Origin of the sequence: Kribbella sp. NPDC051586, from assembly GCF_044453965.1 — a bacterium.
Lineage (GTDB): Bacteria > Actinomycetota > Actinomycetes > Propionibacteriales > Kribbellaceae > Kribbella.
Map to the genome: position 1 here is coordinate 1,689,803 of NZ_JBITDF010000002.1, position 12,496 is coordinate 1,702,298.

At 70.6% G+C, this 12,496-nt stretch carries 10 protein-coding genes; 1 reads left to right on the forward strand and 9 read right to left on the reverse strand.

Translation table 11 applies throughout. The features are described from left to right. Positions 1 to 154 precede the first annotated feature (154 nt). Entirely contained in the window at positions 155 to 1,276 is a 1,122-nt protein-coding gene (locus tag ACIA58_RS18395; RefSeq protein ID WP_396404855.1) for an acyl-CoA dehydrogenase family protein, read from the forward strand. A 15-nt stretch (positions 1,277 to 1,291) separates the two neighbouring features. On the opposite strand, the gene ACIA58_RS18400 is transcribed toward ACIA58_RS18395, so the two are convergent. From ACIA58_RS18400 to ACIA58_RS18440, 9 genes are all read right to left on the reverse strand, one after another. Further along, positions 1,292 to 2,494: a serine hydrolase domain-containing protein gene (locus ACIA58_RS18400; protein WP_396404856.1), complete on the reverse strand. Its 1,203-nt coding sequence runs from the start codon at positions 2,492 to 2,494 to the stop codon at positions 1,292 to 1,294. Continuing rightward, positions 2,494 to 3,684 (reverse strand): thiolase family protein, encoded by a 1,191-nt coding sequence (locus ACIA58_RS18405; RefSeq protein WP_396404857.1) that lies wholly within the window; start codon positions 3,682 to 3,684, stop codon positions 2,494 to 2,496. The genes ACIA58_RS18400 and ACIA58_RS18405 overlap by 1 nt, the downstream gene beginning before the upstream one ends. A gap of 95 nt (positions 3,685 to 3,779) precedes the next feature. Continuing rightward, on the reverse strand, positions 3,780 to 6,572 hold the full coding sequence (locus ACIA58_RS18410) for an ATP-binding protein (protein WP_396404858.1): 2,793 nt from the start codon (positions 6,570 to 6,572) through the stop codon (positions 3,780 to 3,782). 12 nt (positions 6,573 to 6,584) lie between these two features. Continuing rightward, the gene (locus tag ACIA58_RS18415) at positions 6,585 to 7,466 is read right to left on the reverse strand and encodes an amidohydrolase family protein (RefSeq protein WP_396404859.1); all 882 of its coding nucleotides are present in this window, start codon (positions 7,464 to 7,466) and stop codon (positions 6,585 to 6,587) included. Next, positions 7,463 to 8,632 carry an SDR family oxidoreductase gene (locus ACIA58_RS18420; RefSeq protein WP_396404860.1) on the reverse strand — a complete coding sequence of 390 codons (1,170 nt, stop codon included), beginning with the start codon at positions 8,630 to 8,632 and terminating at the stop codon, positions 7,463 to 7,465. Before ACIA58_RS18420 ends, ACIA58_RS18415 begins: the two co-directional genes overlap by 4 nt. Positions 8,633 to 8,748: 116 nt before the next feature. Beyond that, the gene (locus tag ACIA58_RS18425) at positions 8,749 to 9,483 is read right to left on the reverse strand and encodes an SDR family oxidoreductase (protein WP_396404861.1); all 735 of its coding nucleotides are present in this window, start codon (positions 9,481 to 9,483) and stop codon (positions 8,749 to 8,751) included. Then, a complete protein-coding gene (locus tag ACIA58_RS18430; protein WP_396404862.1) occupies positions 9,483 to 9,968 on the reverse strand; it encodes a VOC family protein in 486 nt (161 codons plus the stop codon). Before ACIA58_RS18430 ends, ACIA58_RS18425 begins: the two co-directional genes overlap by 1 nt. Continuing rightward, complete coding sequence (locus ACIA58_RS18435; RefSeq protein WP_396404863.1) at positions 9,965 to 11,950, reverse strand: thiamine pyrophosphate-dependent enzyme; 1,986 nt, start codon at positions 11,948 to 11,950, stop codon at positions 9,965 to 9,967. The genes ACIA58_RS18430 and ACIA58_RS18435 overlap by 4 nt, the downstream gene beginning before the upstream one ends. Positions 11,951 to 12,143: 193 nt before the next feature. Then, positions 12,144 to 12,431, reverse strand: coding sequence for an alpha/beta fold hydrolase (locus ACIA58_RS18440; RefSeq protein WP_396404864.1), 288 nt, complete (start codon positions 12,429 to 12,431; stop codon positions 12,144 to 12,146). Positions 12,432 to 12,496: the final 65 nt, after the last annotated feature.

The window sequence follows — 12,496 nt, forward strand, 5'->3', positions numbered from 1 at the left end:
CTAAGGACGTTCCATGGCCCGCGGCAGTGGAGATCGCCCTTGCCCTAAACGCCGGGCATGAGCCTCGTCCCTCGTTGTCCCGCGACACGTTGACCGGCCGCGAAATCCGCGGCTAGCGTCGATGATCGAGACCGGGCACCGAGCAGGAGGAACGATGACCATGGCCAGCACAGCCGCCGGCGCGTCACCGACGGAGCTGGACGAGCTGCGTGCGACCGTACGCCGTTTCCTCGCCGACAAGGCGCCCGAGTCCCACGTTCGCTCGGTGATGACCAGCGACCACGGCATCGACGCGCAACTGTGGCGCGAGCTTGCCCAGCAACTCGGACTTCAAGGGTTGGCACTCCCCGAGGCCTACGGCGGCGCCGGCTACGGGTACGTCGAGCAGACCGTTGTGCTGGAGGAGCTCGGCCGGGCACTGACCTGCGTGCCGTACTTCGGCACCGTCGTGCTGGCCGCCAACGCCCTCCTGGAGTCGGGTGACACCGGGGCGATGGGCCGCTGGCTGCCTGCGATCGCAGCCGGCGAATTGACCGCCACGCTCGCTGTGGGAGAGCCGATCACGGCAGAGCCGGCGATCGCCGCGACCCAGGTGGGAGAGTCCTGGCAGCTGGACGGGACCGTGTCGCACGTGGTCGACGGGATGTCGGCGGAGCTGCTGCTGGTCTTCGGCCGGACGGCGAAGGGGCTCGGCCTGTTCGCGCTCGATGCCGGCACGAGCGGCGTCGTCCGCACGCACCTGCCGACGATGGATCTGACCCGCAAGCAGGCGGCGTTCGCCTTCGCCCACGCGCCTGCGACGCTGGTCGGTGCGGACGACGACGGCGAGCGGATCCTGACCCGCGTACTTCAGTTGGCCGCGATCGCCCTGGCAGCCGAGCAGGTCGGGGGCGCCCAGCGCTGCCTGGAACTGGCCACGGAGTACGCCAGGACGCGGATCCAGTTCGGTCGCGCGATCGGTTCGTTCCAGGCGGTCAAGCACCGCTGCGCCGACCTGCTGGTCGGGATCGAGCTGGCCCGGTCGGCCGCGGCCCGGGCAGCCGTCTGCGCCGCGGAGAACGACGCCGACCTCGCGCTGATGGCGAGTCTGGCCAAGTCCTTCTGCTCAACCACATTCGTGCAAGCAGCGACCGACAACATCCAGCTGCACGGGGGCATCGGCTTCACCTGGGAACACCCCGCGCACCTCTATCTCAAGCGCGCGAAGAGCGGCCAGCTCCTGTTCGGTGGTCCGGCCCTGCACCGCGAGCGGGTCGCGCGGGCCCTCGGCCTCTGACGCGACCCGCTGCGGTCAGACCCGGTCCAGCGACCGGCGCAGCGCGTCGATCAGCCGTTCCTTGCGCGGATCTCCACCCATTCCGTTCATGCTGAGCTGGTTCGGCACGTACCCGAACCCGACCCGGGCCGCAGCGTCGCCGAACCCGATCGAGCCACCGGCACCGGGATGCCCGAAGGAGGCCGGACCGAGCTGGGTGCTCCACTGGGTCGGCAGCCAGAATCCCAGCCCGTACCGCGTCCGCACGAACAGCACCCGATCGGGGCCGTCTGCCTCGGCCTGCCGGGCCCGATCGACCGTCTCGTCCGAGAGCAGGCGGACACCGTCCACCTCGCTCACGCAGGCGGCGTACAGCCGGGCGAGGGCTCGCGCCGTACCGATGCCGTTGATCGCGGCAACTTCACTGCGGTACAGCCGTCGCAGTTCCGCGGGGGTCGGCGGCTGCGGCTTCGGTGCGAGCGCGCCGTTGAGGAACATCGCCCGGGACGACACCGACGCCGGATCGCCGAACGCCGCGGCGATCTGCAGCTGTTCCGGCGTCGGCGGGCCCGGAGTGGGCGGCGGCGAAGGAACTTCCCGCGCGACCCGGTCGAGTTCGCTGTCGGGCAGCCCGATCCAGAAGTCGAGTCCGAGCGGCCGCGCCACCTCGGCCGCGAAGAACTCACCCAGCGACCGGCCGGTGACCCGCAGAACCAGTTCGCCGACCAGCCAGCCGTACGTCACAGCGTGATACCCGTGCTCCGTCCCCGGTACCCACACCGGTGCCTGCGCGGCCAGCGCCGCCACCACAGGCCGTCCGTCAATGACGTCGTCGAAGGTGACGGGCGCGTCGACCAGCGGCAACCCGGCCTGGTGGCTCAGCAGCATCCGGACCGGCAAGTTTTCCTTGCCTGCGGCACCGAACTCGGGCCAGTACGCCGCTACCGGCCGGTCCAGGTCGACCAGACCGCGCTGCACCAACAGGTTGACGCAGATGGCCGCGACGCCCTTGGTCGTGGAGTAGACCATCGCGGCCGTCGAGGCGTCCCACGGGCGACCGGTCGCCGGGTCGGAGGTCCCCGACCAGAGGTGCACAACCTCCCGGCCGTCCACGTACGCCGCACAGGACGCCCCGGTCTCCAGGCCGGTCCGGAAGTTCTCGGCGAACGCGTCCGCGACGGGCCCGAAACCTTCCTCGACCTCGCCGTGCACCTGCGGCTCCGCCGTACCGGCCGCCATCAGCCCAGCCGCTCGATGATCATCGCGTTCGCCATCCCGCCGCCCTCGCACATCGTCTGCAGGCCGAACCGTCCACCGGTCCGCTCCAGCTCGTGCAGCATGGTCGCCAGCAGCTTGACACCGGAGCAGCCGAGCGGGTGACCCAGCGCGATGGCGCCGCCGTTCGGGTTCACCTTCTCCTCCTGCGGGCCGAGCTCCTTCATCCAGGCCAGCACCACCGCCGCGAATGCCTCGTTCACCTCGAAGTGGTCGATCTGCGACAGCTCCAGGCCGGATTCGGCCAGCACCTTCCGGGTCGCCGGGATCGGGCCGGTCAGCATCATCACCGGGTCGCTGCCGGTAACGGCGAAGGTGTGGAACCGGGCCCGCGGCGTCAGCCCCAGCTCGCGTGCCTTCTGCTCGCTCATGATCAGGGCAGCCGATGCGCCGTCGGTGATCTGGCTCGAGGTGGCCGCGGTCGTGCGGCCGTCGGGCAGGAACGACGGCTTGAGCGTGGCCAGCACCTCGGCGCTGGTACCGGGCCGGATCCCCTCGTCCGCGCCGACCAGTTCGGTCCCCTCCTGGATCTCGCCGGTCTCGCGGTCCAGCACCCGCCGCCGGACCGGCACGATCTCGCGGTCGAACCGACCCTCGTCGCGGGCGATGGTGGCCAGCCGCTGCGACCGGACGCCGTACTCGTCGAGCAACTCCCGGGTCAGGCTCCAGTGGTCGGTGATCAGTTCGGCTGCGACGCCCTGCGATTGCAGGCCACCGCGGTCCTCGTACCGGGCGACCACCTTGTCGCCGTACGGAAGGAGTCCGGGCACGATCGCCGAGGCCATCGGGGTCGAGGACATGACCTCGACCCCGGCCGCCACCACCACGTCGTACGCGCCGGACTGGACACCCTGTGCGGCGAAGTGGACGGCTTGCTGGGACGACCCGCACTGACGGTCGATCGTGGTGGCCGGCACGGACTCCGGGAAGCCCGCCGCGAGGGCTGCATACCGGCCGATGTTGGCCGCCTGGCGGCCGACCTGGGTGACGCAGCCCATCACCACGTCGTCGACCAGCTCCGGATCGACGCCGTGCCGTGCGACCAGCTCGCCGAGCACCTCGCCGGCCAGATCGGCCGGGTGCCAGCCGGAAAGCCCTCCGTAGCGCTTACCACCGGCGGTCCGGACGGCGTCGACCAAGACGGCTGTGTTCATCGTTTGCACCCCTGGGAGAGACGGATGTGTCCTGGTCGACGCAACCATCGATCAGCGACCGCCCACAGGCGTGATCGCCCTCGGGATAACACGGCTCAGCCGAGCAGGCCCTGGTCGAGCGCCCGGGCGAGCTCGAACCGTCCGGCACAACCGGTCTTGGTGTACACCCGGCTGAGGTAGGCCTCGACGGTCTTCACACTCAGCGAGACTGCGACAGCGATCTCGCGGTTGGACCGGCCGAGCTGCACCAGCCGCGCGATCTGTGCCTCGGTCTCGGTGAGCAGCGCCCGCTCGGCCGGCCGGTTCCGCGGGACCTTGAAGCCGCGGTCGCGTAGCTCGGCCGCGGCACGTCGCCGCCAAGGCGCCGCCCCGAGGGAGTGGAAGACCCGGATCGCCGCGGTCAGGTTGTGCTCAGGCTCGACGTCCATCGCGCCGAGTTGGAGCAGCCCTTGCCCGCGAGCCAATGCCAGCTGGTGCTCGTCGGCCAGGAGGAGACCGGCCTTGACGAGCTCGGGGTCGCCGGCCACCCGGCCACGGGCGTACAGGGTCCGGGCGGCATTCGCATGCTCGGGTACGCCGGCGTCGAGTCGGCTCTGCTCGTCGAGCGCCGCCCTCGCCGCCGGCAGGTCGCCTGCCTCCAACTCGACCTCGGCCAGCCGACCCTGGAGCATCGCGCGAACTCGCGGCAGCTCGCTCGGCCGTTCGAGCTGTTGCCGAAGGCAATCACGCGCGGCGGCCAGGTCACCGGCGAGCAGATGCAGCGTACTGAAGGCGGCGCTGTCCAACGCGGCCAGTGGAGCCGACGCGGCCACACCACCGTCCACCAAGCGGTTCGCCGCGGCCCATTCGCCGCGGCTCGCGCGCAACTCGAGCAGCAGGCCGCGGATAACGGTCAGGTACGACCGTGAACCGGTGTCGGACAGCTCCCCCAGCAAGGCTTCTGCCAGCGATACCGCCACCTCCCAGTCACCCACGTTCGCCGCGTGTTGCGCGCGTGCGACGGACAGCTCGGCCTGGTACAGCCGCCAGTCCGAGGCCGGTACGACCGCGTCCGCGACCGCTATCGCCTCGGCGCAAGCGATCGTGTCGCCCTGCATCGCGAGAACGTAGCTGATCGTCGAGTACGCGTTCAGCCGCGCCTGGACGGGTGCATCGATCGCCTCCCTGTGCAGCGCGCCGATCAGCTCTCCGACCGCGCCGTACCCATCCAGCACGCACCGCGTGTGCACCAGGTGCACCAGCGCGTTGATCCGCAGTACCGCCGGCAGCAACCCGAGCCCCGCCAGCACCTCCCCGATCGCGGCGTTCGCATCCGCCGTCCGCCCAGCCATCGCCAGGACGTACGATGCCTGGGCCGCCAGCCCGAGAGTCCAGCGGCCGGCCAGCCGCTCGGCCTCGACCAGCGCAACCGCCTCGGTCAGAGCGGACTGCTCGATCAGAGCCTCCAGCACCAAGGGCACCAGGCGGTTGCGGGGCTCCCCCGGCACCAGCACGCTCAAAGCCTCGCTGCCTGACCTGGCGGCGTCCTCGGGCCGACCGGCGAGCAGGTACGCGCGGGCGAGCTTGGCGGTCAGCGCCGCGGCGCGTTGCTGATCACCAACCGCCAGCTCGACAGCCCGCTGGTACCAGGGGATCGCCGACCGCGGCGCGGCTACTCCGACGGCCTGTGCTGCCCGCGCGAGCACTGCTACCGCGTGGTCGTCGCCCGGCCGGGCCGTCTCGCGGACATGAACGGCGATCTGCAGGTCGCGGTCCGCCGATTCGGGCAGCGCGGCCAACCGCTGCGCGGCAAGCGTGTGCCACCGCCAGTGCTCCGCGGGCCCGATCTGTTCGTAGAGCGCGTCCCGGACCAGCTCATGCCCGAACCGGCAGCCTCCAGCGCTGTCCAGACGAAGGATGCCCCGCTCGAGCAAGTCGTCGCAGGCCGCCGCCGCCGCGGACGGGGACAACCCGGCCAGTTCGGCGGCAAGCTCGAGCCGGTCCAGCTGGACCGAACGGAGCAAGGCGATCGCCTCGGCCAACCTCCGGACGTCGGGCGCCACGCGGAGGATCCGGTGCAACACCGCCGCCCGCCGGTCGTCCGCCGTACTCCAGTCGGTCGGGCCGGTCCGGTCGCCGGGTCCGCTCTCGGCCAGGTCGAGCAGAGCCTGGATGGCGAAGAACGGATTGCCGCTGCTCTTGGTCCGGACCACGTCGAGCACCTCGTCGGTGGCGGGCGCGCCGCTGACCACTTCGACGAGCCGGGTCAGCTCGTCGTCGGCCAACGGGCCAAGATCGAACTGCCAGAGCAGCCGGTCCGTGCGCAGCCGGTCCAGCCAGGCGACGAGCGGTGCGACAGTCGCCATCTCAGGCCCGCGGATCGTCCCGACCACGACCACCGGGTGCCTGGCCGGTATCCCGGACAGGCCTGCCAGCAGCACGATCGTGTCGTCGTCGGCGAGGTGGAGGTCGTCCACCAGCAGCAGAACCGGGCGGTCGGCCCGCAGTGCGGCGAACAACCGGGCCGCCGCGCCGTGCACTGCCGCCAGCGGCTGCCCGGACGTCCCGTCGAGCACGTGAACCAGCGCCCGGGTCAGCTCCGCGACCTCACCGGTCGCACCTGCGAACGTCCGGTCGAGCGCCCGCCGGAAGGTCCGGTACGGGATCGCACGCTCCAGCTCATGCGCACGCAGCCGGATCAGGTAGACCCGATCACCACCCAGCCGCTGTGCGGACGCGGTCAGGAACCGGGACTTGCCGATGCCCGCCTCGCCGCGCAGGATCAGCGCGCCACCCGTGCCCCCGGCGGCGCCGACAGCCGTCGAGACGACGTCCGCGAGTTCCCGTTCCCTGCCGGTGAAGGGCGGTTCGGTCCATCGCGGCCGGGCGCCGGGGTCGGTGCTGGTCATGACCACATCGTTTCAGGTCGGTGCGATCCGGTAGACACGCGTCGCCGTACCGGCGAACAACGCTTCCCGCTCGAACGGACTCAGGTCGGCGGTCAACCCGTCGTAGGTCGCCCACACGTCGTGGTAGGTCACGATCGGCCGCTCGACCGGAAAATTGCTGGCGAACAGGCACCGGTCCGGCCCGAAGATCTCGATAGCCTCCCGGACCAGAGGGCCGGCCATCTGCCGGCCACCAGCCATCCCGAGGGCCGAGAGCTTCAGCGTGGCCCACGGGACGTCGCGGGCGAAATCGCGCAGACCCTGGCGCCACCGATCGAGGTACGGCGCCGCGGGCGGTACCCCGAGGTGCTCCAGTACCACTGGCAGTCCCGGCAGCTTGCGGAAGGTGGCCGCCGCCTGACCGAGCTGGTGATCCCACACCAGCAGGTCGAACGACAGGCCCCGCACGGCCAACCGTCCGAGCCCGCGGACCCACCGGGGGTCGTCCAGCAGATTCTCCCGCGGTACGTCGGCCCGGGCCGACGTGGGATCGAACCAGGCCTCCTGGCGGACGCCACGGAAGAACGCGTACTCCTGATGCCGGGCGAGCACGTCGTCCAGGTCCGGCCGGCGCAGGTCGGCGTATCCCACACAGACGGTCGGAACAGGAGGGTCACCAGCGTCGGCCAGCTTCGCGAGCCAGCTCGTCTCGGCGACCGGATCCAGCTCGTGCGACATCTCTGCCTGGACGTGGACCGTCGCGGCCAGGTCCAGGCCGCTGCTGTCGGCCCGGAGATCGTCCGGCAGGTAGTTCGCACGCAGCGGTTCGGATCCCGGATCGTCCAGCCACGGGTACGGCAGCACGTCGAGGTCCCACAGGTGCACGTGGGCGTCCACGATCCGCGGCAGGCTCACGAGCTGAACTCGAAGGTCGCCAGCCCGTCGGGACTCATCGACACCAGTCCGCCGTCGACGAGCAAGTCCGATCCGGTGACGAAGGATGCTCCGCTCGAAGCCAGGAACGCGATCGCCGCGGCTACCTCCGATGGCTCGGCGCAACGCCCGAGCGGGCAGTACGAGCCCCAGATCGGCTCCCACTTCGCCCGGTCACCGCCGGCCGACCGGTCCAGCACCTCGGTCCACACGTAGCCAGGGCTGACGCTGTTGACCCGGATCCCGCGCGGGGCGAGGTCGAGCGCCTGGCAGCGGGTGATCTCCAGGATCGCGCCCTTGCTGGCGTTGTACGTCCATCGGTTCGCCTGCGAGACGTGCCCGGACACGCTGGCGACGTTCACCACCGAACCGCCGCCGTTGGCCGCGAGGGCGTCGGCAGCCCGGGCGGACAGTTGGGCCGGCGCGACCAGGTTGACGTCCAGCGTCCGCTGCCAGTCGTACTGGGTCGCGTGCACACCGGCGAGCAGGAAGACGCCCGCGTTGTTGACCAGTACGTCCAGCGATCCGTCGGGGCCCGCAGCGGCCGTCACCAGCGTCTCGTGTGAGGTCAGATCGGTGATGTCGCCCGTCACCGGCCGGAACGCGGTCGCCGCCGCACCGAGGTCGCGCCGTACCTTGTCCAGTCCGTCGGGGTTCAGGTCGACCCCGGTCACAAAGGCGCCCTCGGCAACGAACTGGTGGACGGTCGCCGCGCCGATCCCACTGCCGGCACCGGTGACCAGCACCCGGCGGCCGGCGAAGCGCTCGCCGATCGCGATCGGCTGCGGTGTCCTGGAGAGCCCGGACGGGTCGTTGTGCGTCGTCAGCGACGCGATCCGGCCGTTCTCGACCCGGATGATGTTGACGCCGTCGAGGTCGTACGTCGTACCAGCGGGGTCGGTGAACACCGCGCTCCACTCGATGGCCGCCTCGTCGTCATCGCCCAGCACCCGGCCGACCCGCACCGTCAGCCCGGGAAAACGGGCGGCGCTCTGCTCGTAGAAGGTCCGGATCTGCGCCTGGCCGCGCAGGTCCGCACCCGGTCCGCGCCAGTGTGCGTCCGGGGCGAAGAACGCGAGGATCCGATCGACGTCGCGGGATTCCTCCGCGTGCCAGTAGCGTCGCGCGACTTCCTCGACCAGGCTCATCCGGCTGCTCCTCTTGCTGCGGCGGTGCTCTCCAGCGGGTGCTGGGCGAGCGGACGAACGAGAATGGACCAGGAATTCCATCTTCTCCGTCCATGGGTCTCAGGTCGGCGGACTGCTCAACCGATGAACTGACCGCCGTTCACGTCGATCACCTGACCGGTGATGTACGAGCTGCGCGGTCCGGCCAGGAAGGCGATCGTCTCGGCCACCTCCACGGCCGAACCCAGCCGGCCGGCCGGGATCTTGCCGGTCAGGACAGCCAGCCGCTCGGCTCCATAGGTCTGCGTCATCGGCGTCTCGATCACGCCGGGCGCCACACAGTTGACCCGGATCCGGCGGTCTGCCAGCTGGGCGGCCAGGCTCCGGGTCAGGCCGATCACGCCTGCTTTCGACGCCACGTACGCCGGCGAGCTGAAGGTGGACGCGGTACGACCGGCGATCGAGGCCACCGTGGTGATGCTGCCGCCGCCGGCCGGGAACAGTGCTGCCGCGGCACGGCACACTCGCAAGGTGCCGGTCAGGTTGATGTCGAGCACCTCGCTCCAGACGTCGTCCGTGCAGTCGGACACCGAGCCGACATGCACGATGCCGGCGCAACACACGACCGCCCGGAGCTGCCCGAACCTGATAGTTGCTGCGAGCAACTTGTCGACCGACGCGGACGAGGATACGTCCACCGCGACGGCCTCGGCCCGGAGGCCCTGATCGCGGAGCTCGGCGCGGACGAGAGCGGCCTTGTCCTCGTCGCGGTCCGCGACGAGCACCGCATAGCCCTCCCGCGCCAGCGCCGTACACGTGGCGGCGCCGATTCCGCCACCACCTCCGGTCACGACGGCGACTCTCCCAGCCATCAGCGTGTCCTGAACCGGTCGAGACGCTCCGGAGACGGTTGCAGGAACTCCAGCGTGTTGCCGTCCGGATCGTGCAGATAACAGGCCGCGCCGCCGACATTGGCACCTTCGGTGATCGCGACCGGCTCGTTCCGGAACCGCGCACCAGCGGCACGAGCCCGGGCGGCCAGGTTCTCGATGTCGTCGACCAGGAACGCCAGATGGGCGGCGCCGACCTGGTTGACCGCGACCGGCTGCCCCTTCGCCTGCTGGGCGACGTACTGGATCAGCTCGATGTCGTGGCTCGAGGGCCGGGTCGGCGTGCCGGCGATGCGTAACTGCGCGACCTCGAGCACAGCGCCGGGGACCCCCACGAGGGTCTGCGTGTAGGTATTGTCCTGGCGCTGCCGGTGCACCAACTCCAGGCCCAGCGCCTCGGTGTACCAGGCAACGGCCCGGCTGATGTCGCTGACCGTGATGCCGTGGTGGAGGATGCCGAAGATCATCCGGCCGCCCGTACCGACGATCCGCGCACCGCGATGAGGCGACGTGCGGCCGCTGCGATCTGATTCGCATCCGGCACCACGCCGCGCTGCAACGCAGGTGCGGCCGGGATCCGGGTGTCCGGCGCCGCGATCCGTGCGACGGGGGCGACCAACCGGTCGAAGTGCTGCTCGGTGACTCGGGCCGCGATCTCGGCACCGAACCCACCGGTCCGGTTGGCCTCGTGGGCGACGAGCACCCGGCCACCGCCCGCGCTGACCGCCTCGGCCAGCGCGTCGTCGTCGATCGGGTTGAGCCAGCGCAGGTCCAGCACACCGACCTCCGAACCTTCCCGGCTCAGAGTGTCCGCGGCATTCAGGGCCCGGTGGAGCATAGGGCCCCACGTGACGATCGTGAGCGCCTCGCCTCTGCGGTGCCAGCGAGCGCCGTACGTCTGCTCCGTAGGGGCGGCGGCGAACACCTCACCCTTGTCCTGATAGAGCTCACGCGCCTCGACCAGGATCACCGGGTCGGGACCGGCCACGGCGGCTCGCGTCATCGCGTAGGCATCGGCAGGCGTCGCGGAAACGCCGACGATCAGTCCTGGTACATGCGCGAGGACGGCTTCCAGACTCTGAGAATGCTGCGCACATGAGCCGGGTGTCGCACCCTGCTGGAGACGGACCACGAGCGGGGCACTCAGGGCACCACGGTTGAGGTAACGCACGTTCGAGGCTTGGTTCACCAACTGGTCGAAGGCGACCCAGAGGAAGTCGCCCCACATGATCTCGACGACGGGCCGCAGACCGGACATCGCCGCACCGACGGCCGAACCGAGGATGGCGCTCTCGGCGATGGGTGTGTCGAAGATCCGTTCCGGGCCGAAAGCCTTCTGCAGACCTCGGCTCACCCCGAAGATCCCGCCTGCGTGTCCGACGTCCTCGCCGTACACCAGCACCTCGGGGCGCGCGGTCAACTCCTCGCTCAAGGCCAGGTTCACCGCACGCTGGTAGGTCATCTCGGTCACCGGCCCGCTGCGCTCGCTCGGCCGGTCCGCGATGATCTCGGCCCTGACGTGGTCGGTCGCGGTGGCGGGATCGGGCTCGGGCATCGCCAGCACTCGGGTGGTCGCCGCGTCCAGTTCGCGATCGACGGCGGCCTCGACCTCATCCAGGCGGTCGGCCGGCACACCTGACTCCAGCAAGCGCGCACGCAGCCGGGCGATCGGCTCGCGTGCCTCCGCGTCGGCGCGATCAGCGACCGGCCGATAGTGCTCGATGTCCTTGTTGTAGTGGCCGGACAGCCGCACCGTTCGGCACTCCAGCAGGGTGGGGCCGGCACCGTCACGGGCGCGCCGTGCCGCGGTTGCCACGGCGACTCGGACCGCCTCGGGATCACAGCCGTCGACCACCTCGGCCGGGATGCCGTACCCGGCGGCCCGGTCCGCGAGCTCCGGGGTGAGGCTCGTCAGAGCGGCAGGCGTCATCTCCGCCCAGCCGTTGTTCTCACAGATCACCACCAGCGGCAGCTTGTTGCTGGCAGCAAACACCAGGCCCTCGTGCACCGAGCCCTGGCTCATCGCTCCGTCGCCGATCGACACGACGACGATCCCGCCGGTACCCAGCCGGTCGGCGGCCAGCGCCACCCCCGCCGCGATCGGCACGCCCGCTCCGACGATCGAGTTCTCACCGAGCAGCCGATGCCGCGGTGAGGACAGGTACGCCGACCCGCCGCGGCCCCCGTTGACGCCGCCGGCTCGCTGACAGATCTCCGCGAGCAACTCGTCGATCCCGACTCCGCAGGCCAGGGCCCAGCCGTGGCCGCGGTACGTCGTCAGCAGCCGGTCGTGCTCGCCGAGCGTCCGCATCGCACCGACGGGGATGGCCTCCTGCCCCAGGCACAGGTGCATCGACCCGGCGATCACGCCGTCCCGGCCCAACTGCAGGCAGCGTTCCTCGAAGCGCCGGATCGTCACCAGCTGCCGGTAATCGTCGAGGTCTGTCACAGCAGCGGACTCCTTCGCTCGAGGCCACCGGCCGAGAAGCTGCGACCGGCGACCGGGGTGATGAGGCCAGGATCAAGCCTCCGTCCCGCACCCGAACAGCAGAGACAACCCCCGAAATAGGCGCCCGGCCGACGAACCTCGCGATTGCGCTTCGTCTCCAGTGCAGCAGTCGCCCTCGGTCATTGGTTTGTGTCTAGGTTTCGCCGGTGTGAGGAGTCCACCCGGCGTGCACCAGATCGGCGAAGGCCTCGAGCAGCCGCGTGACCGCGGCCGGTTGTTCTTCCATCAACCAGTGGCCGCAGTTCGCGATGACTTCGCTGGTGACGTTGTCGGCGAATCCTTGGAGGGACAAACCAGGTTCCAGTCCGCGGCCGGCACCGGAATCGCCCCCGATGGCGAGCACCGGGACCTGAAGCGCGGGCCGCGGCAGCTTCGGCGACGGCCTGGTCGTCGATGCATGGGCCGGCTTCGCCGCCCTCACGCGCGATCGGGGGTGGCAGACACGCACCTCGTCATCGATTGCGAGGTGCGTGTTTGCGGGAAACC